The 25,514-nt window shown below is 63.2% G+C and carries 22 protein-coding genes; 1 reads left to right on the top strand and 21 read right to left on the bottom strand.

What is annotated here, in order from left to right; all coding sequences use genetic code 11:
- From P272_RS0102590 to P272_RS0102535, 12 genes are all read right to left on the bottom strand, one after another.
- Nucleotides 1-1,342 (bottom strand): HAD-IC family P-type ATPase (locus P272_RS0102590; protein WP_044097657.1); only part of this gene is annotated, 1,342 nt, incomplete at its 3' end.
- Nucleotides 1,343-1,356: 14 nt separating this feature from the next.
- Nucleotides 1,357-1,971: a substrate-binding domain-containing protein gene (locus P272_RS0102585; protein ID WP_029678012.1), complete on the bottom strand. Its 615-nt coding sequence runs from the start codon at nucleotides 1,969-1,971 to the stop codon at nucleotides 1,357-1,359.
- 1 nt (nucleotide 1,972) lies between these two features.
- Nucleotides 1,973-3,259 (bottom strand): class I SAM-dependent RNA methyltransferase, encoded by a 1,287-nt coding sequence (locus tag P272_RS0102580; protein ID WP_029678011.1) that lies wholly within the window; start codon nucleotides 3,257-3,259, stop codon nucleotides 1,973-1,975.
- Nucleotides 3,252-3,953 carry a DUF3159 domain-containing protein gene (locus P272_RS0102575; RefSeq protein ID WP_029678010.1) on the bottom strand — a complete coding sequence of 234 codons (702 nt, stop codon included), beginning with the start codon at nucleotides 3,951-3,953 and terminating at the stop codon, nucleotides 3,252-3,254. The genes P272_RS0102580 and P272_RS0102575 overlap by 8 nt, the downstream gene beginning before the upstream one ends.
- A 4-nt stretch (nucleotides 3,954-3,957) precedes the next feature.
- On the bottom strand, nucleotides 3,958-4,788 hold the full coding sequence (locus P272_RS0102570; RefSeq protein WP_029678008.1) for a DUF3710 domain-containing protein: 831 nt from the start codon (nucleotides 4,786-4,788) through the stop codon (nucleotides 3,958-3,960).
- A gap of 37 nt (nucleotides 4,789-4,825) precedes the next feature.
- Complete coding sequence (locus P272_RS0102565; protein WP_029678007.1) at nucleotides 4,826-6,823, bottom strand: dipeptide ABC transporter ATP-binding protein; 1,998 nt, start codon at nucleotides 6,821-6,823, stop codon at nucleotides 4,826-4,828.
- A gap of 11 nt (nucleotides 6,824-6,834) precedes the next feature.
- Nucleotides 6,835-7,824: an ABC transporter permease gene (locus P272_RS0102560; RefSeq protein WP_029678006.1), complete on the bottom strand. Its 990-nt coding sequence runs from the start codon at nucleotides 7,822-7,824 to the stop codon at nucleotides 6,835-6,837.
- A 31-nt stretch (nucleotides 7,825-7,855) separates the two neighbouring features.
- Nucleotides 7,856-8,782, bottom strand: a complete 927-nt coding sequence (locus tag P272_RS0102555; protein WP_029678005.1) for an ABC transporter permease — start codon at nucleotides 8,780-8,782, stop codon at nucleotides 7,856-7,858.
- Nucleotides 8,783-8,972: 190 nt separating this feature from the next.
- The gene (locus P272_RS0102550; RefSeq protein ID WP_029678004.1) at nucleotides 8,973-10,634 is read right to left on the bottom strand and encodes a peptide ABC transporter substrate-binding protein; all 1,662 of its coding nucleotides are present in this window, start codon (nucleotides 10,632-10,634) and stop codon (nucleotides 8,973-8,975) included.
- 129 nt (nucleotides 10,635-10,763) lie between these two features.
- The gene (locus tag P272_RS0102545) at nucleotides 10,764-12,434 is read right to left on the bottom strand and encodes a peptide ABC transporter substrate-binding protein (protein ID WP_029678003.1); all 1,671 of its coding nucleotides are present in this window, start codon (nucleotides 12,432-12,434) and stop codon (nucleotides 10,764-10,766) included.
- A 190-nt stretch (nucleotides 12,435-12,624) separates the two neighbouring features.
- On the bottom strand, nucleotides 12,625-14,298 hold the full coding sequence (locus tag P272_RS0102540) for a peptide ABC transporter substrate-binding protein (RefSeq protein ID WP_029678002.1): 1,674 nt from the start codon (nucleotides 14,296-14,298) through the stop codon (nucleotides 12,625-12,627).
- Between the two features lie 150 nt (nucleotides 14,299-14,448).
- A complete protein-coding gene (locus tag P272_RS0102535; protein WP_044097656.1) occupies nucleotides 14,449-15,414 on the bottom strand; it encodes a tyrosine recombinase XerC in 966 nt (321 codons plus the stop codon).
- 71 nt (nucleotides 15,415-15,485) lie between these two features.
- On the opposite strand from P272_RS0102535, the gene P272_RS0102530 reads away from it, so the two are divergent.
- Entirely contained in the window at nucleotides 15,486-15,758 is a 273-nt protein-coding gene (locus P272_RS0102530; RefSeq protein ID WP_029678000.1) for a DUF6725 family protein, read from the top strand.
- On the opposite strand, the gene P272_RS0102525 is transcribed toward P272_RS0102530, so the two are convergent.
- The 9 genes from P272_RS0102525 to P272_RS0102485 all read right to left on the bottom strand — a co-directional run bounded on the left by P272_RS0102525 (nucleotide 15,748) and on the right by P272_RS0102485 (nucleotide 25,350).
- Nucleotides 15,748-16,785: a prephenate dehydrogenase gene (locus P272_RS0102525; RefSeq protein ID WP_029677999.1), complete on the bottom strand. Its 1,038-nt coding sequence runs from the start codon at nucleotides 16,783-16,785 to the stop codon at nucleotides 15,748-15,750. The two genes, P272_RS0102530 and P272_RS0102525, sit on opposite strands and share 11 nt — an antisense overlap.
- Before the next feature lie 65 nt (nucleotides 16,786-16,850).
- On the bottom strand, nucleotides 16,851-17,816 hold the full coding sequence (locus tag P272_RS0102520) for a prephenate dehydratase domain-containing protein (protein WP_029677998.1): 966 nt from the start codon (nucleotides 17,814-17,816) through the stop codon (nucleotides 16,851-16,853).
- Nucleotides 17,813-18,277 carry a hypothetical protein gene (locus P272_RS0102515; protein WP_052323137.1) on the bottom strand — a complete coding sequence of 155 codons (465 nt, stop codon included), beginning with the start codon at nucleotides 18,275-18,277 and terminating at the stop codon, nucleotides 17,813-17,815. The genes P272_RS0102520 and P272_RS0102515 overlap by 4 nt, the downstream gene beginning before the upstream one ends.
- Before the next feature lie 71 nt (nucleotides 18,278-18,348).
- The gene (typA, locus tag P272_RS0102510; RefSeq protein ID WP_029677996.1) at nucleotides 18,349-20,268 is read right to left on the bottom strand and encodes a translational GTPase TypA; all 1,920 of its coding nucleotides are present in this window, start codon (nucleotides 20,266-20,268) and stop codon (nucleotides 18,349-18,351) included.
- A 114-nt stretch (nucleotides 20,269-20,382) separates the two neighbouring features.
- On the bottom strand, nucleotides 20,383-21,045 hold the full coding sequence (gene scpB / locus P272_RS0102505; RefSeq protein WP_029677995.1) for an SMC-Scp complex subunit ScpB: 663 nt from the start codon (nucleotides 21,043-21,045) through the stop codon (nucleotides 20,383-20,385).
- Nucleotides 21,042-21,845: a segregation and condensation protein A gene (locus tag P272_RS0102500; protein WP_029677994.1), complete on the bottom strand. Its 804-nt coding sequence runs from the start codon at nucleotides 21,843-21,845 to the stop codon at nucleotides 21,042-21,044. The genes scpB and P272_RS0102500 overlap by 4 nt, the downstream gene beginning before the upstream one ends.
- Nucleotides 21,842-22,681 carry a ParA family protein gene (locus P272_RS0102495; RefSeq protein ID WP_029677993.1) on the bottom strand — a complete coding sequence of 280 codons (840 nt, stop codon included), beginning with the start codon at nucleotides 22,679-22,681 and terminating at the stop codon, nucleotides 21,842-21,844. The genes P272_RS0102500 and P272_RS0102495 overlap by 4 nt, the downstream gene beginning before the upstream one ends.
- 45 nt (nucleotides 22,682-22,726) lie before the next feature.
- Nucleotides 22,727-23,656 carry a site-specific tyrosine recombinase XerD gene (xerD, locus tag P272_RS0102490; protein WP_029677992.1) on the bottom strand — a complete coding sequence of 310 codons (930 nt, stop codon included), beginning with the start codon at nucleotides 23,654-23,656 and terminating at the stop codon, nucleotides 22,727-22,729.
- 107 nt (nucleotides 23,657-23,763) lie between these two features.
- On the bottom strand, nucleotides 23,764-25,350 hold the full coding sequence (locus P272_RS0102485; protein WP_081709019.1) for a spermidine synthase: 1,587 nt from the start codon (nucleotides 25,348-25,350) through the stop codon (nucleotides 23,764-23,766).
- Between the last annotated feature and the right edge of the window lie 164 nt (nucleotides 25,351-25,514).

Genomic DNA, 25,514 nt, shown 5'->3' with positions numbered 1-25,514 from the left:
CATCGGGGGCGGCCAGCATCAGCACCCGGTAGCCGCGGTCGGCCAGGTCGGCCACCTGCTGATCCACCTGGGGCCAGCTGCCCGCCTGGGAGGCCAGGAGCACCTCCGGGGCGCCGAAGTACCAGATTTTGCCGGACTGGTCGGCCACGGCGCTCCACTTGCGGGCCGAAGAAAATGGCAGGCGGCTGACGGCTCTGCCGGGGTGCAGGTCATCCATCCCCTTGAGGATGGCCCGGCCGGTGGCGTTGGGGCTCTCCTCCGCGCAGACATCCACCAGGGCCTGCCGCAGCTGCTGGGCCGGAATGTCCTCGACCAGTTGGTGCAGGTCGTCGTAGACGATGCCCCCGTCGGTGATGGTGCCGGTCTTGTCCAGGTTCAGGGCATCCACCCGGGCCAGGGTCTCCACGGACTCCATCTGCTGGACCAGGGTCTGATGCCGGGCCAGGCGGATGGCGGCCAGGGCGAAGTTCAGTGAGGTCAAGAGGACCAGACCCTCGGGAATCATGCCCACCACCCCTGCCACAGCAGACACCACGGCCTGCCGCCAGGCTCCGGTGACCAGCGCAGTCTGGAAGCCGCCCACGGTTCGCATCTGGGTGAAGATGAGCAACAGGCAGAGGGGAATGACCACCACGGTCATGACCTTGAGGATGGTGTTGATGCCCTCGTTCAGGTCGGAGCGGACCTTCTTGTAGACCTTGGCCTTGGCAGTCAGCGTGGCGGCGTAAGAGTCGGCGCCCACGGCGGTCACCTGGGCCAGAGCCATGCCCGAGACGGCCGTGGAGCCCGAGTAGACCTGGTCGCCCGGCTTGTGCTTGACGGTGCGCGACTCGCCGGTCAGCATGGACTCGTCCAGCTCCAGGCCATAGGTGTCAATGATCTGCGCGTCGGCGGGCACCTGGTCCCCGGAACGGATCCAGAGCAGGTCCCCCTTGACGATGTCATCGTGGGGCACGGTCAGGTTGCATCCATTCCTGCGCACCGTGTAGTCGGAGGCCACCAGGATGGACAGCCCGTCCAGGGTGTGCTTGGCCTTGAGCTCGGTGGCTACGCCGATGCCGGTGTTGATGATGATGACCAGGCCGAAGACCGCGTCCTTCCACTGGCCGGTCAGCAGGACCACCACCATGGCGGTCAGGATGATCCCGTTGAAGAGGGTGAAGACGTTGTCGCGGATGATCTGGCCCAGGCTGCGGGAGGTTTGGTCCTGGGAGACGTTGACCAGGCCCTGGGCTTTCAGCTGCTCCACCTCCTGGGAGCTCAGCCCCGGCCGGTCGGTGTCCGGAAAGCCTGTGCCCGCTGCTGTGCCCGTAGTCGGCTCTTGATCACTGCCTGTGCTCATCCTTGGCCCCCCTCTCAGTCGGCGCTCAGGCGCACGGCCATAATCCTTTCATGCGGTCCGTCGTCCACAATGGTCTGCAGAGCGTCAGCCAGCAAGGGCGCGTGTGGATTCCCTGCAGGATCGACCGGGTGGACCGTAGCCGCATAGTAGAGCCTACCTGGGTCAGGGGTCCAAGCCTTGGCGCTTTGAGCGAACTCTACCACAGGAATGCCGGCCTTCCGGGCTGCCTTCAGGGCCGGGGTCCAGTCGCCGGCTCCGGGTTGACGGATCAGAATCAGACTGACCCCGCGGTTGACGGCATCCTGCACCCCATCCTGCTGATCGCTGGTGGACTGCGCCGAGGAGAAATAACCCTTCATGCGCTCCGCCTTCAAGGATGCCAGAATACGGCTGTCAAGACCGGTATCGGGCTCCTTGTCACCCTTCTGCGGGCATCCAATCAAAGCCACGAGCGTGTCGGAGCGATCCACGCCGTCATGGGGCACGGTACCCTCATGCCAGGAGTCGCCCACGGCCCTGTCCCTGGGGACGCAACCGGTCAGCATGGGCAGACCTGCCAGCAGAGCGACCGCCAGCAGCAGACCCGCCAGCCGCCTGACTGCTGCCACAATCCGCCCGGCGCGGCTCATGTCAGCGCTGCCTTCCCACCGTGCGGGTGAAGACCGCCAGGGTTTCCACATGATGGGTCATCGGGTAGATGTCAAAGGCCTCAAGATGCTTGGGGCTGTACCCCAGGGAGATCAGGGTGGCCGTATCCCTGGCCAGGCTGGTCGGGTCGCAGGCCACATAGATGATGGTCCCCGCCCCGCTGGCGGCCAACAGTCGGCAGACCTGAGCCTTGGCGCCGGCCCTGGGCGGATCCAGCAGGATCAGGTCGGGATGTCCCAGCCCCTTGGGCGCACCGCCAGCCAGGACCTTGGCCACGTCCCCTCGCCGCAGGACCACGCGGTCCAGTCCGGACTGCTTCACGTTGTGTTTCGCGCTGGCAATGGCTCCGGCGGATCCCTCCACGGCCAGGAGCCGGGCACGTCCGTCAGCCAGGGCGGCCAGGGGCAGGGTGAAGAGCCCTGACCCGCAGTAGAGATCCCAGATGATCGGTTCGGCGACTCCATCCAGAGCCTGCCTGGCCTGATCCAGGACCGCCTTGGTCAGCACGACCGGTGCCTGGCGGTGGACCTGCCAGAATCCGTCAGCCCGGACCTGGTATTCAGGTCCTGCTCCGGCTTCCAGCCGCTCAGTCAGCAGGCGGCTCCCCTTGCTCAGGCGGCCATCCACCAGCAGGGCGAAGTTGTCGCCAACCGGTCCCCCATCGCGCGGCTGGGGCACGGCCAGGCGTATGCGGGCACCCGCCGGCAGGCCGCCTTCCCAGATGCCCAGTTCGTCGGCCAGGTCCAGCAGCTCCTGGGTGGCCAGGGGCATGGTCTGAATCGGCAGGCGGTCATGCGAACCCCGCCGACGCATGGAGGGGCGTCCCTGGTCGTCGGCCACCAGCTCGATTCGAGTCCTCCAGTGCAGGCCACCCAGCTCCTCATCGCCCGGAACCCGGACCACCGGCACCTGGACGTCCACCCCGCCCAAACGGGACATCTGCTGACTGATCAGATCGGCCTTCCAGGTCAGCTGACCGGGCAGACTCACGTGAATCAGATCGGCACCACCCAGGCCGCCTCCCCAAGCCAAGGGTCCAGCCAGGGGCCAGACGGGTTCGCGTCGGTCAGGGCTGGCCTCTAACACCTGAGTGACCTCGCCCGTGGCGAATCTGTCGGCCCGACCGTGAGGCTCGTCCAAGAGGACCTCCACCAGCTCTCCGGGCAGGGCAAAGCGGACGAAGACCACCCGGCCGTCCTCCAAGTGGCTCACGCAACGGCCCTGGTCGGCATAGCGTTCGATGCGCAGACGAACTCTGGTCTCAGTCATGATCGGCGTGAACCTCCTGATCGGCCTGACCCTGGTCAGCCTGGCGGCGATGGTAGGGGCCCCCGATCAGCAGCCAGCTAATCCAGATGCCCAGGGCGAACAAGGGCAGGCCCAATATCAGGCGTGCGGCGCCAAGAAACCCGACGGAACCAGTCAGGTAGAGCGGCACCTGGACCAGCAGGCGCAGCGCGAAGACGGCGATCCAGACCAGAGTGGCCTGGGTATAGGCCCGTACCAGTTCTGGCTCGCCCCGCCAGGAGGCCAGCCATTGCTTCCAGCCTGAGACGACAGGTCGGCGCAGGTACTCCACAACCAAGCCTATGCCGGGTATCCGTGCCAGCAGTGAGGCGCCCAAAACGATAATCCAGAATCCGTTGGTCAGGAATCCCGGCAGATAGTAGTTACGCGCATCCCGGGTCAGCCATGCAGCCACCAGGCAGATGCCCACCGAAAGCAGACCGGTCAGCGCACCCAGAAAGGACTGCCGCTGGACCAGGCGAATCAGAAGCTGCACCAGGGCCAGGGCCGCCGAAACCGCCACGGTCAGCCCCAGACGGCCGGTCACCAGGAAAACAACCAGAAAAACCAGCCCTGGCAGCAGGGACTCGACAATCCCCCGCCATCCGCCGATGGCTTCCATGACGGAGAAATCGTCGTCGGCCAGCGCTGCCAGTCCGGAATGCTTCTGCTTCACAGCCTCAGCGGACCTCCGAGAACATGGGTCCGCGGGACAGTGTGGTCTTCACCTCGGTCTGCTGGTCCGAGTCGAAGGGGCCCTCCGGCTTGCCGGGGATCTGCGCTGCCTCATCGTCCTTGGACTCCGAATCTTCGGCTTCTCCGCGTCGCTGGTTGGGGGTGATGGGCGCATGCATGGGAACCAGGTCACGGGGGGCCAGGGGCTCATCGCCACGGACCACGACCATGTCGGCCAGGTAGCCGTCGAGCACATCCTTCTCCTTGCCACCCTTGGCTGCCGGGCCGGAGAATATACCACGCAACATCCAACGGGGTCCGTCGACGCCCACCACCCGGGTCAGCAGGTTCTTGCCCTTGACCTTGACGGGCAGGGTCAGCTCCTTGCCGAAGACGCCGTCCACCTCCTTGCAGGAGGGGTTGGCCTTGAGCAGGTCGGCCCGGACCTCGTCCCACAGGCCCAGGGACTTGGGGGCCGCAAAGGGCTCCAGCTCCAGACTGGAGGACTTGTAGGTGATGGTGGCTCCCAGCACGTCGCCGGTCTGTGAATTGGCCTTGAGTCTGAGCTCACTACCCTGCAGGAAGGGCAGCATCAGGGCGCCGATGTCCAGGTACTCATCGGTGTCGGGGGCCTCGGGATCCATACTGTCCCAAGGGCCTTTCCCGCTCTGCTCGGCTTCGTCCTGCTCCGCAGCCGTCTCATCGCGGTCCACCTCAGTCGTCAAATCAGATTTCTCAGTAGACTCCTCAGCGTCCTTGGACTCGTCCTTCTGATCCTCGACGTCCTCCTCGGCCTGCCGCTTGGCGCGTTTCTTTCCGAAACCAAACAATCCCATGATGCCTCATTTCCTTGTGAGTCTGTGCAAAGGATACCTAGTCAAGACCCAGGCGCAGCTTGCCACCGGGGATGGCGTCCAGCAGATCCTTGGTGTACTGGCGCTGCGGATGGTCGAAGACCTCGTCGGTGGTGGCATGTTCCACCAGCCGGCCGTGCTGCATGACCACGACCTCGTCGGCGATCTGCCTGACCACTGCCAGATCGTGGGTGATGAACAGGTAGCTGAGCCCTCGCTCGGCCTGCAGGTCGTTGAGCAGCCGCAGCACCTGGTCCTGGACCAGCACGTCCAGGGCGGAGACAGCCTCGTCGCAGATGATCACATCCGGATTCAGGGCCATGGCCCGGGCGATGGCGATGCGCTGACGCTGTCCGCCGGAGAGCTCGTTGGGGTAGCGCCCCATGACCGACTCGGGCATCTCCACCATGTCCAGCAGCTCCTTGACCCGCTTCTGCCGGGACTTGGCGTTGCCGATCTTGTGGATGCGCAAGGGCTCCTCGATGGAGCGGTATATGGAATACATGGGGTCCAGGGAGCCATAGGGGTTCTGGAAGACCGGCTGTACGTGCCGCCGGAATTCCAAGAGCTGACGGCCGCCAAAGCCGGCGATGTCCTGGCCCTCGTAGGTCACCTTGCCCGAGGTGGGCTTCAGCAGGTGTAGGACCATGTTGGCTACGGTGGACTTGCCCGAGCCGGACTCCCCCACAATGGCCAGGGTGGTCCCCCGCTTGACCGAGAAGGAGACGTCGTCCACAGCCTTGAACATCTCCTTGCGCCGGGGCAGCCTGAACTCGCGGGTCAGGTGCTCCACGGTGATGACGTGCTCGCTGCGCTCCAGGGTGCTCTCGCCCTTGACGTGGTGCTCCAGCAGGCCCTCGGCATCCTGACCGCGCTGCTTGGCGGAGATGATGCGCTGAGAGGCCAGTGAGGGCGCAGCCTGGACCAGCCGCTTGGTGTAGGGGTGCTGGGGGTGCTGCAGGACCTCCAGGCTGGGCCCGGACTCCACCACCTGACCCCGGTACATGACCACGATGTGCTGGGCGCGCTCGGCCGCCAGACCCAGGTCGTGGGTGATGAAGAGCACGGCGGTGCCCAGGGATTCGGTCAGGCTGCGCAGGTGGTCCAGAATCCGCTTCTGGACGGTCACATCCAGGGCACTGGTTGGCTCGTCCGCAATCAGCAGGTCAGGCCGGGAGGCCAGGCCGATGGCGATCAGTGCACGCTGACGCATACCGCCGGAGAACTCGTGTGGATACTGCCGGGCCCTGGTGGCGGCCTCGGGCAGTCCAGCTTCGGACAGCAGGCCGGCGATGCGGTCGTTCATGTCCGAGCCGGTCACATGCTCCTTGGCCAGCGTCCAGGCCGTGTCGTCATCCACACCGGCGTCGATCAGGGACTTGGCCACGCCCCAGCGGGTCTCGGAGCCCACATCCCACTCGGCCTTCATGGCCTCCATGGTCTTGTCCACGTCGGCGACCCCGGCATCGTTCAGGGCCTTACGGGCGGCCTCGAGCAGGCCAGGCAGGTCCTTGGAGGAGATGAAGAGCTCGTCGTCGGACTTCTTTACCTTCACCTCTTCGTCGCCGGCCAGGGCCTTGGCCAGTCGGGAGCGCTTCTCCCGGGAGACGTCCATATGGTTGGCGGTCAGCGCCTCCTTGACCTGGGAGCCGATCCGCCAGACCGGGTTCAGGTTGCTCATGGGGTCCTGCGGGACCAGGCCCACCTGGGAGCCGCGCAGCGCCTCGTAGTCCTTGCGATCCAGACCCACCAGCTCGCGGCCCTTGAGCCGGATGCTGCCGCCGGTCACCTTGCCAGTGCCGGGCAGAAGGCCCAGCACAGCCATGGCCGAGGTGGACTTGCCCGAGCCGGACTCCCCCACGATGGCCACCCACTGGCCGGGATAGACGTTGAAGGAGGCGTTGCGAACCGCGTGGACCGTGCGTCCATCGGCGGTGAAGTCCACCTGCAGGTCCCGCACGTCGAGCAGGGGCTGCTGCTCCTGATTGGTGGTCATGTTCTTGTCTGCTTCAGTCATGCTTCCTCCACTCAGGCCGTTCTGCTCTTGGGATCCAATGCATCCTTGACCGCGTCGCCCATCATGATGAAGGCCAGCACGGTGATGGCCAGGGCTGCGGAGGGATAGAAGAGGACCGAGGGGTTGGTGGTCAGGAGGGTCTGGGCCGTCGAGATGTCCCCGCCCCAGGAGACCACGGTGGAGGGCAGGCCGATGCCCAGGAAGCTCAGCGTGGCCTCGGAGACGATGTAGGTACCCAACGACATGGTGGCCATGACGATGACCGGGGCCAGTGAGTTGGGCAGGATATGCCGGAAGAGGTTGCGCAGGGGCGTGGAGCCCAGGGCCGTGGATGCGGTGTTGAATTCCAGGTTTTTGGCCTCCAGGACGGCGCTTCGGGTGATACGCGCCATGTTGACCCAGCCGAAGAGGGTCAGGGTCAGGATGATCTTCCACAGTGAGGTGGATGTACGGAACATCTGCAGGAGCACGATGGCGCCCAGGATCATGGGGATGGCGAAGAAGATGTCGGTGATGCGGCTGAGCACTGCGTCGACCCAGCCACCGAAGAATCCAGCGATTGCGCCGATGAGTCCGCCGAAGACGGTAACCAGAATGGTGGTCATGATGCCGATGGCCACCGAGGTCCGGGCCCCGTGGATGACACGGCTGTAGACGTCACAGCCCTGCAGGTCGAAGCCGAAGGGGTGTCCCGGCCGACCTGGTTCCACGGAGTTGGACAGGTTGCAGGCCATGGGGTCCTGCTTGGCGAAGAGGTTGGGGAAGAGGGCCACCAGGATGACCACGATCGCCAGGATTGCGGAGATGATGAAGAGCGGGTTGCGCCTCAGGGTCTTCCAGGCGTCGGCCCACATGCTGGTGGGCGGCACGTCCTCATCCACCGAGTCCACCTCGCGAAGGGGCGTCTCGTCGATGGGGGCCACGAACCGCTCCTGCCCCGGCAAGGGGTCGGGGAAGTATACGCGGGCCTGGCTTTCGTTCTGTTCGCTTGACTCGTTCATTGCCGTTTCACTCATAGTCGGTCCCTCTCCCTCACGCATACCTGATCCGCGGATCGAGCACTGCGTAGAGCAGGTCGACCAGGAGGCTGGTTATGACGAAGATCAGGACCAGAATGGTCACGATGGAGACCACCAGGGTGCCTTCGCCCCTCAGGATGGCCTGGTAGAGGGTGTTGCCGACACCCTGGATGTTGAAGATACGCTCGGTAATCATGGCCCCTCCCATGAGTCCGCCGATGTCGGCGCCCAGGTAGGTGACCACAGGGATCAGGGAGTTGCGCAGCACGTGCCGCATAATGACGGACCGGTTGCTCATGCCCTTGGCCCGGGCCGTGCGCACGTAGTCCTCGGAAATGTTGGAGGTAATCTCCGTCCTGGTCAGACGGATGATGGAGGCCATGGATACCGACCCCAGCACGATGGCCGGCATGAGCAGATCAATGAAGCCCGGATTGGCTCCGGCTGTGGCTGGCAAAAGCTTCCATTTGACGCCGAACAGGTACTGCAGGATGAAGCCGGTGACGAAGGTAGGCACCGAAATCAGCAGCAGGGAGAGGACCAGAATGATGTTGTCCGACCACTTGCCCTTGGTCAGGCCTCCGATGATGCCGAAGATCACGCCGAAGATGCCCTCGAAGACGAAGGCCATCAGGGCCAGCTTGATAGTCACCGGGAAGGCCCTGCCGATCACGCTGATGACGGGCTGGCCGGCGAAGGTGTTACCGAAGTTCAAGGTCAGCGCGTTCTTCAGGAAGAGCACGTACTGCACGATGAAGGGCTTGTCGAGATTGTATTCCGAGCGTATCTGTGCGGCAACGGCCTGGTTGACCGGCTTGTCCCCGAACATGGCGGCCACAGGGTCGCCAGGAAGCGCGAAGACCAGCGCGTATATCAGCAGTGTCGTGCCGAGAACGACGGGGATCATCTGCAGAATACGTCGCAGAAGATATTTTCCCATCGGCTATTCTCCTTTGTCATCCGCGACCGGGATCGGCATGGGGATCGGGGCCGCCGCAAAAATTCTTGTTTGAGTCTACCAGCACACCTCAACAGGGGTGCAAGAACACCAAGGCCGGCGCGGAGTGGATCCTTCCGCGCCGGCCCGGGCGGTGTCAGTTTTAAGGTGCGGGATTCAGGCTCCCGTCACCTCACTTGCTGAGGTTGTAGTAGGCGGGGGTTCCCTTCCAGGTGAAGGAGAATCCCTTGATGTTCTTGGCTGCCACGCCGTTGGAGTTCTGGTAGTAGAGCGGGACTGCGGGCAGATCGCGGAAGAGCAGTTCCTCGGACTGCTGGTAGATCTTGTTGGCCTCGTCGATGTTCTTGGCGGAGGCCGCCTTGTCCATCAGCTCGTCGAACTCGGGGTTCTTGTAGTCGCCGTCGTTGGACCCGTTGCCATCGGCAGCCGAGCTGGCGAAGTTGCTGGACAGGTAGCTCTCGGGCGAGGGGTAGTCAGGCTGCCAACCGGAGCGGAAAGCCGAGTCGGTGAACTTGCGGTTCTGCACGTTGGAGCGGAACTCGCTGAAGGTGGGCAGAGGATTGCCCGCAGACTGGATGCCCAGGGCGTTCTTGATGGAGTTGGTGACCGCGTCGTAGATCTCCTTGTGGGCGCCATCGGCGTTGAAGGCGATCTTGAAGGTGTCACCCTCGCCCCAGGGGGAGATCTTGTTGGCCTCGGCCCAGAGCTCCTTGGCCTTGGACGGGTCATACTTGAGCACGTCGGATCCCTTGATGCTGGTTGAATAGCCGGGGATGACGGGGGCTGTGAAGTCGTGGACCTCCTTGGCGGTTCCGGACAGCACCTTCTTGATGATGGTCGGCCGGTCGATGGCCATGGAGATGGCCTGGCGACGGAGCTTGCCCTCCTGATCCTGGCCGAAGTGCTTCATGTAGGAGGGGATGGTGAACATCTGGATGACCGAGCCCGGGTCGTTGATGGCCTGGACCGTGTTGTCGGTCTGGAAGGTCTTGCGAGCAGAGGCAGGCAGGGTGTCCAGAACATCCAGGTTGCCGGCCTGCACGTCGCGGTAGGCTGCGGTGGCATCGGTGTAGGCGCGGAACTCAATGCCGCCGTTCTTGACCTTGATGCCGCCCTTGTAGGAAGGATCCTTGACCAGCTTAATGGCCTTGTTGTGCTCCCAGGACTGGAACTTGTAGGGTCCCACGGTCACCGGCTTCTCACCGAAGGCCTTGGTGTCCTTGTAGAAGGACTCAGGCAGCGGCGCAAAGGCGGTGTAACCCACCTGAATGGGGAAGGTGGACGAGGGCGAAGTCAGATCCACAGTGAAGGTCTTGTCATCGATGACCTTGAGGCCGGACAGCTGGGCATCACCAGGGGTGCCCTCCTTCTGCAGGTCGTCATAGCCCTTGATGTTGGCGAAGAAGCTGGATCCCAGCTGCTTGTTGGCGATATTGGCCGCCCATGACCAGGCCTTGGTGAAGGACTGTGCGGTGACCGGGGTGCCATCCGAGAACTTCCAGCCGTCGTTGATGGTAACGGTGTACTGGGTATTGTCCTCGTTGGCCTTGATCTGCTTGGCGATCTCGTTGGCCGGCTTGCCCTTGTCGTCGAAGCGGACCAGCTTGGAGAACATGACGTCGATGGGGTTTCCACCGCCCACCTCGTTGGTCATGCTGGGAATGAGTGGATTGGCCGGCTCAGGGTTGAAGACCGAGATGACGGCATCCGAGCTGCCGCTGTTGGTCCCCTTGGCTGAGGAGTCGGATCCGCCGGATCCGCCGCAGGCGCCCAGCGTGAGCGCCATGACGCACAGTCCGGCGCCAGCAATGGTCAGGGCCGATTGCTTCTTCATATATGCTGCTCTTTCCTTTGGTTGGTTTCCCGAATCCGCCGCCAGTACACAAGACCCGGGCGCGAATCCGCTTTGACGCGGATCCGGCCGGGTCAGTGACGACGGATTATGCCGTTTCCGGCACGATCATCACTTCTGCTTGGACAACTCCGCGAAGTTCGGATAGCTGTTCCAGCCCAGAGTCAATCCATGCACATTCTTGGCTGACGCACCCTTGTTGTTGGCGTAGTAGAGCGGCACCGCCGGCATGTCCTGCAGAAGAATCTCCTCAGCCTGCTGGAAAAGCTTGTTGGCCTCATTGGTGTCCTTGGCCTTGGCAGCCTGCTTCAGCAGATCGTCGAACTTGGGATTCTTGTAATCGCCGTCGTTGGACCCGTTGCCATCGGCAGCCGAGCTGGCGAAGTTGCTCAGCAGGTAGCTCTCAGGCGAGGGGTAGTCCGGCGACCAGGCCGACCGGAAGGCCGCATCGTTGTAAGCGCGCTTGTTGACGTTGCCACGGAACTCGCTGAAGGTGGGCACAGGCGTGGCTATGGCCTTGATCCCCAGTGTGTTCTTGATGGAGTTGGCCATGCCGTCGTAGAAGTCCTTGGCTCCGCCGTCGGCGTTGTAGACCATTTGGAAGCTCTTGTCGGCAGGCCACTTGCTGATGGCATCGGCCTTGGCCCAGTACTCCTTGGCCTTCTTGGCGTTGTACTTCAGATTATCGGAACCCTTGAGGTTCTTGGAGTAGCCAGGGATGGCCGGCGCGGTGAAGTCGGTGGGCTGGACACCCAGACCGCCCAGGACCTTGTCGATCAGCATCTTGCGGTCCAGAGCCATGGAGATGGCCTGACGACGCAGGTGCCCCTCCTCGTTCTGGCCGAAGTGCTCCATGGTGGTCGGGATGGTGAACATCTGCAGGACGGAACCAGGCTTGTTGTAGCCCTGAACCAAGTTGTCGGTCATGAAGGTCTTCTGGGCCGAGGTGGGAATGGTATCGATCGCGTCCAGGTTGCCCGCCTGCACATCGGAGTAGGCCGCAGCAACGTCGGTGTAGACCTTGAAGTCGATGCCGCCGTTCTGGACCTTGATATCACCCTTGTAGGTGGTGTTCTTGCGGAGCTTGACCATGGCGTTGTGCTGCCAGGACTCAAACTTGTAGGGACCCGAGCTGACCGGGTTCTCGCCATAGGCCTTGGTGTCCTTATAGAAGGACTCAGGCAGCGGCGCAAAGGCGGTGTAGCCCACCTGAATGGGGAAGGTGGACGAAGGCGAGCTCAGATCCACGGTGAAGGTCTTGTCATCCACGACTTTCAGACCGGACAGCTGCCCGTCCGCAGGCGCGCCCTGCTTCTGCAGATCGTCATAGCCCTTGATGTTGGCGAAGAAGCTGGAAGCCAGCTGGCCGTTGTTCACATTGGCCGCCCAGGACCAGGCCTGGGTGAAGGACTTGGCCGTGATTGGGGTGCCGTCCGAGAACTTGCGCCCATCGACCAGGGTGACCTTGTACTGGGTCATGTCATCGTTGCCCTTGATCTCCGAAGCCAGATCATTATGGGCCTTGCCCTGGTCGTCAAAGCGGACCAGCTTGGAGTTGATGGCATCCACGACCTGCCCGCCGCAGCTCTCAACTGTGTTGCTGGGAATGAGCGGCTTGGCCGGTTCACACCCATGGACCGAAATGACGGTATTGTTGCTGGACTGGCTGCTGGACGACTGCTGTGCGCCCTTGGTGTCTGAACCTCCACCGCAGCCGCTTGCCAAAAGCGCCAAAGCGCAAATGGTAGCGGACACGAGCGTAAGCTGTGAACCCTTCTTCATTGCTGCTCCCTATATTTCTTATATTTACTGAGTGTCAACCTCACGTCTATGACCAGGAACACTGGGATGACCGAACCTCAAGGATCCCTGACTGACGTGTAAGCCACATTACGCCATATTCTGGTACGAAGATGTTTCGTAAAGCAAGTCTCATCTCATTTCCCGGTCTCAGGCCCGCAGCTGCTTGACATCACTGGTCCTTGGAAAGCTCCGCGAAGATCGGGAAGCCATCCCAGCCCAGACGCATACCATGGACCATCTTGGCAGAGGCGCCGGTGTTGTTGGCGTAGTAGAGCGGCACCGCCGGCATGTCCTGCAGAAGAATCTCCTCCGACTGCTGGAAGAACTTGTTGGCCTCATCGGTGTCCTTGGCCTTGGCTGCCTGCTGGAGCAGGGCATCGAACTTGGGGTTCTTGTAGTCGCCGTCGTTGGACCCATTCCCATCGGCCGCAGAGCTTGCGAAGTTGCTCATCAGGTAGGTCTCAGGCGATGGGTAGTCGGGTGACCAGGATGACCTGAAGGCCGCATCATTGTAGAGGCGCTTTTTGATGTTGCCACGAAACTCGCTGAAGGTGGGCACGGGGGTGGACTCGGCCTTGATTCCGAGCGTGTTCTTGATGGAATTGGCCATGCCGTCATAGAAATCCTTGGCACCGCCGTCTGCATTGTAGAGCATCCTGAAAGTCCTGTCAGCCGGCCACTGGCTGATGGCGTCGGCCTTGGCCCAGTACTCCTTGGCCTTCTTGGCGTTGTATTTGATGTTGTCCGAACCCTTGAGGTTCTTGGCATAGCCAGGGATGGTAGGTGCGGTGAAGTCGGTGGGCTGGACACCCAGACCGCCCAGGACCTTGTCGATCAACATCTTGCGGTCAATTGCCATGGAGATGGCCTGACGACGCAGGTGACCCTCCTGATCCTGGCCGAAGTGCTCCATGGCTGTGGGAATGGTGAACATCTGCAGGCCGGAACCGGGCTTGTTGTAGCTCTGGACCATGCTGTCCGTCATGAAGGTTTTGACGGCTGAGGTGGGAATCCTGTCAATCACATCAAGGTTGCCCGCCTGCACATCCGAATAGGCGGAACCCAAGTCGGTGTAGACCTTGTAGTCAATGCCACCGTTCTGGACTTTGACATCACCGTTGTAGTCGCTGTTCTTGCCAAGCTTGATCATGCCGTTGTGCTGCCAGGACTCAAACTTGTAGGGGCCCGAACTGACCGGGTTCTCCCCGTAGGCCTTGGGGTCCTTGTAGAAGGACTCGGGCAGGGGCGCGAAAGCCATGTAGCCCACCTGGATGGGGAATGTGGAGGAGGGCGAGCTGAGATCCACGGTGAAGGTCTTGTCGTCGATGACCTTCAACCCGGAGAACTGGGCATCCGCAGGCACACCCTGCTTCTGCAGCTCGTCAAAGCCCTTGATGTTGGAGAAGAAGCTGGCGTTCAGCTGGCCGTTGGTCACGTTGGCGCTCCAGGACCAGGCCCTTGTGAATGACTTGGCGGTGATTGGAGTGCCGTCCGAGAACTTGCGTCCGTCAGCCAGGGTGATCCTGTACTGGGACATGTCGTCGTTGCCCTTGATCTCGGTGGCCAGATCGTTGCGGGCCTTGCCCTGGTCGTCAAAGCGGACCAGTCTGGAGTTGATGGCGTTTACGACCTGCCCGCCGCAGCTCTCCGCAGTACTGCTGGGAATGAGAGGCTGGGCCGGCTCGCATCCATGGACCGAGACCACTGTGTTGCTGCTGGGTTGGCTGCTGGGCGACTGCTCGGCACCCTCGGTGTTGGTGCCGCCACCGCCGCAGCCGCTGGCCAAGAGCGCCAAGGCACAGATGGTTGCGGATACAAGCGTAAGCTTTGAACCCTTTTTCATGGCTGCTGCCCCCTTTAGCTGGTTCTCAATATCGCGCATGCACTTCAAAGGTCCTTGACCGACGTTCCTTGACTGACGTGCAAGCTGCGATACGCCATATTGTGGTACGAGCATGTTTCCCAGGACAAGTCACATCTCACTTGCCGAATCTCAGGCCCTTGGAAAAGCCTGCTTGTACCGTGCCCGTAGCTGCTCGATGGAGACGTGGGTGTAGCGCTGGGTGGTGCGCAGGGAGGAGTGGCCAAGCATCTCCTGAACCTCGCGCAGATCGGCTCCCCCATCCAGCATGTGTGTGGCGGCCGAGTGCCGCAGGGCATGGGGGGCGATGTCAGGCACCCCGGCCTGACCAGCCGCCTGATGAACCACCTTGCGGACCTGACGCTGACCAACCCTGCCGCCCAGCTGACCCAGAAAGAGGGCCTGACCTGCCTTGCGGGCCGATTTGGCCGTTGCGCCCGCCAGGACCGGACGCCCCTCCCCCAGCCAACGGTCCAAAGCACGATCAGCGGGCAGGCCATAGGGCAGAACCCGCTCCTTGGATCCCTTGCCCAGGACCTTGACAGTGCGGCTGTGCCGGTTCACATCATCCAGGTCAAGTCCGCAGAGCTCGGCCACACGCATGCCCGTGGCATACAGCAGCTCCAGCATGGCAGCATCCCGCACCTGCAGGGCCGCTTGAACTTTCTCGTCCTCCCGGGGCTCGACCGGATCCTGGTCGACCGTGTCCATCAGGGTGCGGGCCTGGTCATGCGTCAGAATCCGAGGAAGATGCTCGGACTGCTTGGGGCTGCTCAGGGCCAGGGTGGGGTCGGTCTTGATCCGGTCGTGCCGGCTCAGCCAGCCGAAGAAAGACCTCAGTGCGGCCGTCTTTCGTGCCATGGTCGATCGGGCATGGGTCGATGCCTCGTGAGCCAGCCAGGATCTGATGGTGGCCAGGTCGATCTGCGCTGGGTCATCGATGCCATGCAGATGCATCAGGTGCAGGAAGCCCGACAGGTCGGCCCGGTAGGAACGCACCGTATTGGGACTCTTGCCTGCAACCCGGGAAAGATAGTCGGTAAAGTCCTGCAGATCCTGGTCCACTACGGGCGCTCCCTTCGCTTGGCTGTGTTGCATGTGCAATACAGTCTAGGCGCTTAGGCCCTCGTCGCAGCCGCAGGCGATACTGACCCAGGAGGTGGATGGCCATGCGTTTGCCAGCAACCATACCGGCCGGAGCACGGCTGGTGGTCAGGATTGCCCTGGGATCGGACCCGGATGACGGAAGGCCCAAGTTCCGCGACTATGTGGGCCATGTGGTCGACTGGGACGGGCATCGGCTGATCCTGGACAGGGATCCGGCGGCCAACGGGTCGCGTCCCGGGGAGCGCGTGACCCTTCAGGCGGCAGACATGGTGGCGCTGAAACCGGTCCCGGAACGCCGTTCGCCCCGACCGGACCCTTCCGATCTCAGTCGATGACCGGCGGGTACAACACCCGGGCCCGGCTTGTGGTCAGGAAGGCCGAGACCTGCTCCCCGCGCAGGGCCGAATCCAGCAGATCCTTCCGCCAGTTGCCCTCCTGCGCATCCAGTTCCAAATCAGTTGTGGGGATTTGCTCCTGGTCGCTCAAGGCAGCCTTATAGCGCCGGAAGGGATCGGCCTGGAGGAAGAAGTCCCTACGCCTTTCGCCGGTCTCCGGCTTCTGATCCCGCAAAAGGGAAGCCATGCCCTGCAGATTCTCGACCAGGACATCCAGAAGGTCGGCCACCTGGTCGGCGTTCTCCTCCACCATGGCCCGGGTTCGTTCCGGGTCGGTCAGGGCCACACGGGTCATGTCCCGCCAGGATCCGGCCGCCAGGGCCGAAGCCACACGGCGGTCAGGCGACCTTGTCAGCATGTTGGCCAGGGCGGTGGCCACCACATGGGGCATATGCGAGATCAATGCCGCAGCACGGTCATGGGTGGCATCGTCCAGGACAATCAGCCGGTTGCCCAGCCCCTGGGTGACCATGTCGGCCACTGTCAAAAAGCGGCTGTAGTCCGTATGCTCATCGACGCATAGAGCCCAAAGGGCATCTTCCAAAAGGGCCGGGTCCGAGTCCTCATAGCCGGAGCCTTCGCTGCCTGCCATGGGATGGGCGCCTACATAACGATCGGCCAGACCGGCCTGCTCGACCTGCCTGCGGACCGGTCCCTTGACGCTGCCCACGTCGGTCAGGGTGGTGCCACGGGTCAGCACGGGTGCCAAGGCCTGGAGCACGTCGGGCATGGCCCGCAAGGGGGTGGCCAGCACAAGCACATCGGCCTTTCCCTTAGCCAGCTCCTCCAAGGTGTCAACACAATGGATTCCCTGGCTGCGGGCCTGCTCATAGGGACGGTCGTTATGGTTCCACGCAATCACGAATCGACCCCGGGCGGCCAGGCGACGAGCCAGCGATCCGCCGATCAGACCCAGTCCCGCCACGGCAATCTTGTGGGCCGATGTCAGCACCGGCGAGGCGGCCATGCCTGCTATTGGATGCATGTGCTCGGGCCCTGACAGGTCCATGTGTGGGAAGGGCGCGGATTCATCTACCATAACAACTCCTTGCTAATCGTCTCGGAATCGGGGTCCTCACCCCGGAAGGCCCCCGCCCTGGGCAGCATCCATTCACGGATGGGGGGCGCTGGATGCGGGGTGCGCGGATGGACCGCCAGGGTCTTGAGCCAGTCCCCCCTGTCCAGCAGGTCGGCCAGCACCCGATGCAGGCCCTTCTGCCATGGTGCGGCGTCGATGCTGGCTACGAAGCTGTAGGTCCCGTCGTGCCCTTTGATGGGCCGGGACATGAAAGAGGTCATGTTCAGGCCCGCATCACGCAGACGGTCCAGCAGGTTGGCCAGCACGCCCGGCCCGGTATTCAGGGGAATGAAGGTGACGATGGACTCGAAATCCCCTGCCGGCGCCAGGCTGCGTGCCAGCCCGGCGGCCTGATCCCGGGGTGCCAGCATCAGAAAGTCGGTGCGGGCCCCCTGATAGTCCTGCACCTCACGCCGGTAGGTCTCCAGTCCGTAGAGGCTCCCGCAGATGCGCGGCCCCAGAGACACCTGATCGGTCCTCAGGTCACGACAGGCCGCAGCGTTGGAGTTGGCTGTCACCGGATCCAGGCCGGTCTCTTTGATGAAGCCCTTGCACTGGGCCAGTCCGTGAGGGTGGGCCCCGACCTGGCGCAGGGGACCATGGTCGGCTCTGACGAAGGCATCGAAGACGATGGGCAGGCGGACCATGCCGAAGCCCGCTACCGCCTGAGCGTCAATCAGGGCATCCATGTTGGGCACCACATGGCCCTCCACGTTGTTCTCCCAGGCCAGCACTCCCCAACCTCGGCCCTCCTCCACAGCGGCCACGATGGCAGCCGCGTCCGTGCAGGGCATCAGATCCGCCTGGCAGCCCAGCCTTGTCGCCATGAGGTCGGAGGCCTCAAGGGCGGCCTGATGGGTGAAGGTCCCCTCGGGTCCCAGGAAATACAGGGGAATACGGTCTGACGAAGCCTGGCTCATGCGGATCGCCCCCGACGACGCAGGGGGCCGTCGGCAAACCAGGAGGACGGCAGGCAGATGGCCAGGGTCTGGATCAGAACCAGCCCGCCCATCCAGAGAAAGACCGCATACTTGGCAAAGAATGTAGGGAAGTTGGCGTAGGGCATGAGCACATCGCCGCCCGGCCCCCGCATGGAAAGCAGCCAGACCGTGACCGTCGATGCCACCAAATGCAGGGCCAGACCCATGGTGCCGCTGTCGCAACGGACCCACCAGGCGGCCAGGGCCACCAGCAGATAGGCCAGGACCATCCCCCAGGGCAGACCCTGAGCGGCCCCGGAGCGCTGGACCAGAGTCCCCAGCACGCCCACCGCCAGGCCGATTGGCAGGCCCAGCAGGCAACGGAAGGGACTTGCCTTGCCAGACTCCCCCGTCGAATGGGAGGCGGCTGGGCCCTTGGATTTGGAAACCTGAGACTTCATGGGTTCAAGACTAGTCCGACCCGGTCACCGTGGGGCGGCCGGGTCGGACTGTTCTGATTGTGAGAGAAGACTTACTTCTTGTTGGCCCTGCGCTGGCGGGCGTTCCACTTGTACCAGGCATCCCTGTCCAGGATGATCTTGCGCACGCGGATGGACTCGGGCGTCACCTCCACGCACTCGTCATCGTTGGCGAAGTCCAGGGACTCCTCCAGGCTCATGTCGATGGGCGGGGTCAGGGTCTCCAGCACGTCGGCGGTGGAGGAACGCATGTTGGTCATGTGCTTCTCCAGGGTGATGTTGATGTCCAGGTCGCCTGGCTTGTTGTTGATGCCCACGATCTGCCCCTCGTAGACGGGCGACTGGGGCTTGACGAAGAACTCGCCGCGGGCCTGGAGCTTCTGCATGGCGTAGGGGCTGGCCTTGCCCGAGCGGTCGGAGACCATGGACCCGTTCTGCCGGGTCTTGATGTCACCTGCCCAGGGGGCATAGCCGGCGGAGATTGACGAGGAGATGCCGGTGCCTCGAGTGGCGGTCAGCAGGGCGGTGCGGAAGCCCAGCAGGCCACGGGAAGGCACGGTGAACTGCATCCTGACCCAGCCGGATCCATGGTTGGTCATGGTCTCCATACGGCCCTTGCGATCGGCCATGAGCTGGGTGACCGCGCCCATGTACTCCTCGGGCACGTCGATGGTATCGGACTCCATGGGCTCCTGAAGCTTGCCGTCCACGGTCTTGGTGACCACCTGGGGGCGACCCACGGTCAGCTCGTAACCCTCTCGGCGCATCTGCTCGGCCAGGATGGCCAGGGCCAGCTCGCCACGGCCCTGGACCTCCCAGGCGTCGGGACGGTCGGTGGGCAGCACCTTGATGGAGACGTTGCCTATCAGCTCGCGGTCCAGACGGTCCTTGAGCATACGGGCGGTCAGCTTGTGATCCTTGCCCTCGGTGCCGGCCAGGGGCGAATCGTTGGTGCCGAAGGTCATGGAAACGGCCGGGTCGTCCACGTGAATCAAAGGCAGGGGGCGGGGGTCGTCCTGGTCGACGATGGTCTCGCCGATCATGATGTCCTCCACACCGGCCACAGCCACGATGTCTCCGGGGCCGGCCTCATCCACCGCGAAGCGCTGCAGACCCTTGGTACGCAGGATCTCGGTCAGCTTGAAGTTCTCGATGGACCCGTCCACGCGCGACAGGCCGTACTGGCGGCCCTTGGTCAGGGTGCCGTTGTAGATGCGCACCAGGCCCAGACGGCCCAGGTAGTCGGAGGCGTCGATGTTGGTCACGTGGGCCTGCAGGGGCGCGCCCTCCTCGTACTCCGGGGCGGGGATGTTGTTCAGGATGGCCTCGAAGAGAGGCTCCAGGTCGTCGTTGTCGGGCACAGCGCCGTCGGCGGGCTGGTTGACGGAGGCCTTGCCGGCCTTGGCTGCGCAGTAAATCACCGGCAGGTCCAGCAGGGAATCCAGGTCCAGGTCCACTCCCTCCTCGCTCACATCCTGGGCCAGACCCAGGAGCAGATCGGTGGACTCGGAGACCACCTCGGAGATGCGGGCATCGGGACGGTCGGTCTTGTTGATGACCAGGATGACGGGCAGCTTGGCCTCCAAGGCCTTGCGCAGAACGAAGCGGGTCTGGGGCAGAGGCCCCTCGGAGGCGTCCACCAGCAGGACCACACCGTCGACCATGGAGATGCCGCGCTCCACCTCGCCGCCGAAGTCGGCGTGGCCGGGGGTGTCCACCACATTGATGGTGATGCCGTCGGGCTGGCCCAGCTTGGCTGCCAGAGGGCCTGTGTACTTGACGGCGGTGTTCTTGGCCAGGATGGTGATGCCCTTCTCCTTCTCCAGGTCGTTGGAGTCCATGACCCGGTCGGGCACCTCCTCCCGTTCGGAGAAGACGTGCGACTGCTGCAGCATGGCGTTGACCAGGGTGGTCTTGCCGTGGTCAACGTGTGCCACAATCGCCACATTTCGTATATCGCCGCGTACCGCCATCAAAACCTCATTCTCGTGAATGCTATCCATGCCTCCACCGGCCTGACTGCCGGTTGGCGTGGTCCAGGAATTGGACAAACAGAGACAAGTGTAACCGCCTTGTGTGACAGCCGATCACTGTTCCTCGCCCTGGGGTGAACCCTGGGTCGGATCCGGGGATTGGGGCTGCCCGGACAGCTCCTGACGGGCCTGGGCCAGAGCGGAGTCCTCGTCGGGCAGGAAGGGGGCCAGGGAAGGCAGATCCTCCAAGGATTGCAGGCCCATCCGCTCAAGGAAGAGGTCGGTGGTGACCAGCAGGGCGGCATGGGTCTGCTCGTCCAGGCCCTCCTCGCGAACCAGGCCGCGCACCAGCAGGGCCCGAATGACCCCGTCGGAGTTGACTCCGCGGATCTGCCCCACCTGGGCACGGGTCATGGGCTGGCGGTAGGCCACGATGGCCAGGGCCTCCAGGGCCGCCTGGGAGAGGCGTGCCGTCTGGCCATCCTTGACGAAAGCCGCCACCACGGGCTGGTAGGCGGCCCGGCTGGTCAGCTGCCAGCCCCGGGCCGTCCGACGCAGTTCGAATCCCCGGTCGTTATAGGACTCAGCCAACGATTCCAGGGCGGCATTGACCGGCTCCGGATCCACGGCCAGCACCCGGGAGAAGTCCTCTGCGGTCAGCGGCCGGTCCGTAGCCACCAAGATGGCCTCCAGACAGGCGGCCAGTCCACCGGGAAAGTCCTGCACGTCGAAGTCCACATATTCGGGACGGGTATCGGGAGCCGAGGATTGGCTCATGCAAAGTCCCCCTCACTGATCAAGGCCGTTTCCGGCTCCTGGGTCGGCCCTACCCAGCGCAGGTAGAGCGGCTGATAGGGGCCATCCTGACGGTACTGGATCAGCTCCTGCCTAAAGAAAATCAGCACGGCCAGGAATCGGGCCACCACCTGCGCCCGGCCCTTGGAGGAGGCGACCAGATCGGCGAAGGCCACCGGCTGCCCGGGCTGTACCAGTAGAGCTTGGCGAACCTGTTCGGCTTCCTTGTTCAGGTCGACCAGGGGCACGTGCAGCTGGTCCAGACGAACCTGGGAGGCCGGAGCGTTGACCAAGGCGTTGGCGCAGAGCAGGGCCAGATCCTCCGGCTTCAGGGTCCAGACCAGATCAGGCAGCAGATGGACCAGCTCGGGCTCCAGATGGCCGGGATGCGGGTAGCGGCCCGAGTTGGCGGCCAGCCTGGCTCGAAAGTCCTGCCCCGCCTGCTTGAAAGCCCGGTACTGCAGCAGCCTGGCGAAGAGCAAATCACGCTCCCGCAGGGCATCCATGGAGGCCTGGTCACGCATGGACTCGTCCTCCACCGGCAGGAGGGCAGCGCTCTTGGCCTCCACCAGAACCGAGGCCACATCCAGAAAGGCGCTGGCCTGGTCAAGTCCCTGGCTGAAATCCAGGGTGCGCACATAGTCCAGAAATTCCCCGGTGATGGAGGCCAGGGAGACCTCCGTCAGTGAGAGCTTTCGGTTGGCCAGCATGCCCAACAGCAGGTCGAAGGGCCCCTGGTAGACATCCAGATCGACGGCGAAGCCGTCCGATGATCCGCTCACGCCACGATGCCGCGGGCGATCAGCTCCCGAGCGACCTCCCGATATTCCTTGGCGGTCTTGTGCTCGGGGGCGAACATGGTGATGGGCTCGCCGGCCACCGTGGCGTCGGGCAGCTTGATGGATCGGCTGATGATGGAGTGCAGGACCTTGTCCTTGAAGGCCTCGTAGATGCGCTGAAGCACCTCGTCCGAATGCAGGGTCTTGGTATACATGGTGACCAGTACTCCGTAAACCTGCAGGTCTGGGTTGATGCGGCTGCGGACCTTCTCTATGGATTGCATGAGCAGGGCCACGCCGCGCAGGGCGAAGAACTCGGCCGCCACGGGAATGATGACACCGTCCGCAGCGGTCAGCGCGTTGACGGTCAGCAGACCGAGCGAGGGCTGGCAGTCGATGATGATGGCGTCATACTCCTGCCGCAGGGGCCGGATGGTGGCCGCCAGGGCCTGTTCCCTGCCGACCTCGGTGACCAGCTGAATCTCTGCGGCCGACAGATCGATGTTGGCCGGGATGATGTCCAGACCGTCAAAACGAGTGTGCCGGACAACCTCGTGAACATCCAGGGAGGTGTCAAACATGGCGGTGTAAATGGTGTTGTCCACGCTGTTGGCATTGATGCCCAGACCCACGGTGGCCGCACCCTGGGGGTCGAAGTCCACGATCAGCACCCGTCGCCCATACTGGCACATGGCCCCAGCGATGTTGATCGATGAGGTGGTCTTGCCCACGCCGCCCTTCTGGTTGCACATGGCGAGGACACGGGCCGGGCCGTGCTGTTTCAAAGGCTCCGGGGCAGCGAACGTCTCATACTCGCGCCCTAACAAATCCGTAGGCATGCCTCTACCCTATCAAGTTTCCGGCCGCATTCGCGGGTTGGCGGGTCAGCGTGCGCGGGGATGGGCCGTCTGGTAGGTCTCCATCAGGGCCTGGGGGCTGACGTGTGTGTAAATCTGTGTCGTGGTCACCGAAGCGTGGCCCAGCAGCTCCTGGACCGAACGCACATCGGCGCCTCCCTCCAGCAGATGAGTGGCGAAGGAGTGCCGCAAAGTGTGAGGGTGCAGGGGCCTGTTCAGTCCCGCCCGGCGGCCCGCATCCCTGACCACCTGCCAGACCGTCTGCCTGGTCAGCCGCTTACCCCGCTTGTTGAGGAAGACAGCCCGCAGCTCCCTGCCCTTGGTGGCCCGATTACACAGGCTGGACCGCCCCAGATTCAGGTAGGTCTGCATGGCCTGGCAGGCATAGGATCCCATGGGCACCAGACGCTGCTTGTCGCCCTTGCCTGTCAGACGGACCACCCGCTCATCCAGGTCCATGTCCTCAAGGTTGGTGCCTACGGCCTCCGAGACCCGGCAGCCGGTGGCGTACATGAATTCCAGCAGGGCCTTGTCCCGCAGGACCACCGGATCCTTGGACCCGCCCATGGCGGCCACATCCAGCAGCCGGGTCACCTGGTCCACGTCCAGCACATCCGGCAGGGCCGAGGTTCCCTTGGGAGCCTTGACGGTACGGGAGACATCCCGGTCGGTCACCCCCTGCTTGAGGGCGAACCGGTGCCATTCATGGACGGCGGCCATCCTCCGCGAGCGGCTGGCCGGGCTCTCATCGGCCAGATGGGCAAGAAAACCTTCCACATCGGCGGTCTGGATCTGCTCCAGGCTGGTGATGCAGCGGCCGGACAACCAGTTGATATACATGGTCAAATCGGACTTATAAGCCTTGACCGTGGCGGGGGCAAGACCCCGCTCCAGACCGGTATAGGCCAGGAACTGATCCAACAATGCGGTCAGCCCCTCCTGATGATCACCGTCCACTACCGCTTAACCTCCGGTTCTCTTTCATCAGTGCTGGTCTCAGGCCATAGTAACGCTACGCTCCCCTGTTTCCATGCTTCCAACGCGCTTGGGATTGAGACAACCGCCTAGGAGACCTCACGGATCAGCCCTTGAATCCCCTCTTGCTGAAGAATGCGTCGGTAGGGGCCGGCCTCCCTGCTGATGATGCCGTCGATGGCGTGCATGCCCAGCAACTCCACCGGCGCATTGTCATCGGTCAATACCCTGCCCTTTGCATTCCCAACCGTGCTCAAACGGGAGCTGACCTGCTCCATCATCTGCGACAGATCCGGATCAGGACTGACCCGGGAGGCAGCTTCTGCCAGCAAGTCAGAACCAGGATAGTCCCGCATCGTCGCCTTCCTGGGTCCTCCAGATTCCGCAAAAGCCTCGGAAACTGGGCGACGCGCAAAGAGCTCGCGGTTGGTGGTACGAGGCACGTCGGCCGTCAGAATGGCGTCGGATCCGAAGACCCTGGTGATGGTGTTGGTCAGGGCTGCATTGATGAACCCCTGGCCGTCGTCGATCATGTTCATGTTGACCACCATGACACCACCCGGATTCAGGTGCTTCCTGACCAGGCCGAAGAACTCGGTGGAGCTCATTTGGAAGGGTATGGTGATGTCCTGATAGGCATCAACCATGATCAGATCGTAGCGCTGACCACTGGCTGCCAGCCAGGCTCGGCCGTCGTAGGTGGAAACCGGAATATCGCTCGGCTGATCGAAATACTTGATGGCCAGGTCGCTGATGGTCCGATCGATCTCAACCCCCTGGATGGCCATCCGAGGATAGTACCGCCTCAGCTGCCGGGCGTAGGTCCCTGTCCCCATGCCAAGGATCAAGGCCGAGCGGGCCTGATCAGCCATGAGCGGCGCCGCCAGGGCCGTGTCGTAGTACATGCCGGTCATCCCGGGATGCTTCATGGTCACCGACTGGACGCCGAAGAGCACGTTGGTGGAAAGAATGGTTCTGTCCGCCAGGGTTTTGACCTGCAGGTAGTTGTAGATGGACTCGCCCTCGTAGGTCAGGCCCTTCTCCCAGAAGGCGAACCCCGTCATCGGGGACAGGGCTGCCGAGGCCACAAAGGCCACCGTGGCGATCAGGCAGGCCAGGCGGTGCACCTGTGAGGAAAGAAAATAGGCCAAGGCCACCAGGAGCAGTATCCCGGAGAAAATCAGAAAGGTTACGAAGGTCCCTACGGCAGGGATGGTCACGAAGGTGGGCAGAAAGGTACCCAGGATGGATCCCACGGTGTTGCAGGCGCTGAGCCGGCCGACCACCGAAGCGTTGTCATCCAGGGAGTCGGTGGCGCTCTTGACCAGGCCGGGTGTGATAGTCCCCAGGAGGAAGAGGGGCGGAACAAAGATGATCAGGCAGGAGATGAAAGCCGCCAGGACCAGGAAGTTGGTGGAGACGGCCACAATCAGCAGCCCCGAGATCAGGATGATCAGATACTTGCCGACCAGGGGGATCAGGGCAATCCAGACGGCCGCGGCCATAATGCACAGGTAGAGCCTGTCCGGGTCAGGGTTTCTATCGGCCCAGCGACCGCCGACAACGGCGCCCAGGGCCAGGGCGATCATGATGGTCCCGATGATGATGGTCCACACGATCTGGGAGGACGAGAAGTAAGGAGCCAGCAGACGGGAGGCCCCGAGCTCGGCGGCCATGACGGCCATCCCCGAGAAGAACTCCGTCACATAGAGAAAAACCCGCGACCGCAGAATAGGGCGCGACTGATTGATTCTAGCCGGCTTGGGTCTACCGCTGCTCTCTGGTGGAATGGACTGACCCGCCGATGCTGCCGAGACAGCCGATGCGTCTAGGCTGTGAT

Origin of the sequence: Bifidobacterium sp. 7101 (assembly GCF_000499285.1) — a bacterium.
Taxonomy (GTDB): Bacteria; Actinomycetota; Actinomycetes; order Actinomycetales; family Bifidobacteriaceae; genus Bombiscardovia; species Bombiscardovia apis_A.
This window is presented reverse-complemented; position numbering and strand designations above follow the sequence as displayed.

Coding starts and splice junctions, on each gene's coding strand:
- P272_RS0102580 (WP_029678011.1), bottom strand. CDS start 3,259: ATGACTGAGACCAGAGTTCGTCTGCGCATCGAACGCTATGCCGACCAG.
- P272_RS0102560 (WP_029678006.1), bottom strand. CDS start 7,824: ATGAACGAGTCAAGCGAACAGAACGAAAGCCAGGCCCGCGTATACTTC.
- P272_RS0102515 (WP_052323137.1), bottom strand. CDS start 18,277: ATGAAGTCTCAGGTTTCCAAATCCAAGGGCCCAGCCGCCTCCCATTCG.
- P272_RS0102540 (WP_029678002.1), bottom strand. CDS start 14,298: ATGAAAAAGGGTTCAAAGCTTACGCTTGTATCCGCAACCATCTGTGCC.
- P272_RS0102520 (WP_029677998.1), bottom strand. CDS start 17,816: ATGAGCCAGGCTTCGTCAGACCGTATTCCCCTGTATTTCCTGGGACCC.
- P272_RS0102495 (WP_029677993.1), bottom strand. CDS start 22,681: ATGCCTACGGATTTGTTAGGGCGCGAGTATGAGACGTTCGCTGCCCCG.
- P272_RS0102485 (WP_081709019.1), bottom strand. CDS start 25,350: ATGGCCGCCGAGCTCGGGGCCTCCCGTCTGCTGGCTCCTTACTTCTCG.
- P272_RS0102565 (WP_029678007.1), bottom strand. CDS start 6,823: ATGACTGAAGCAGACAAGAACATGACCACCAATCAGGAGCAGCAGCCC.
- P272_RS0102585 (WP_029678012.1), bottom strand. CDS start 1,971: ATGAGCCGCGCCGGGCGGATTGTGGCAGCAGTCAGGCGGCTGGCGGGT.
- P272_RS0102530 (WP_029678000.1), top strand. CDS start 15,486: ATGCGTTTGCCAGCAACCATACCGGCCGGAGCACGGCTGGTGGTCAGG.
- P272_RS0102535 (WP_044097656.1), bottom strand. CDS start 15,414: ATGCAACACAGCCAAGCGAAGGGAGCGCCCGTAGTGGACCAGGATCTG.
- P272_RS0102555 (WP_029678005.1), bottom strand. CDS start 8,782: ATGGGAAAATATCTTCTGCGACGTATTCTGCAGATGATCCCCGTCGTT.
- P272_RS0102545 (WP_029678003.1), bottom strand. CDS start 12,434: ATGAAGAAGGGTTCACAGCTTACGCTCGTGTCCGCTACCATTTGCGCT.
- scpB (WP_029677995.1), bottom strand. CDS start 21,045: ATGAGCCAATCCTCGGCTCCCGATACCCGTCCCGAATATGTGGACTTC.
- P272_RS0102525 (WP_029677999.1), bottom strand. CDS start 16,785: ATGGCCGCCTCGCCGGTGCTGACATCGGCCCACAAGATTGCCGTGGCG.
- P272_RS0102550 (WP_029678004.1), bottom strand. CDS start 10,634: ATGAAGAAGCAATCGGCCCTGACCATTGCTGGCGCCGGACTGTGCGTC.
- P272_RS0102570 (WP_029678008.1), bottom strand. CDS start 4,788: ATGGGATTGTTTGGTTTCGGAAAGAAACGCGCCAAGCGGCAGGCCGAG.
- typA (WP_029677996.1), bottom strand. CDS start 20,268: ATGGCGGTACGCGGCGATATACGAAATGTGGCGATTGTGGCACACGTT.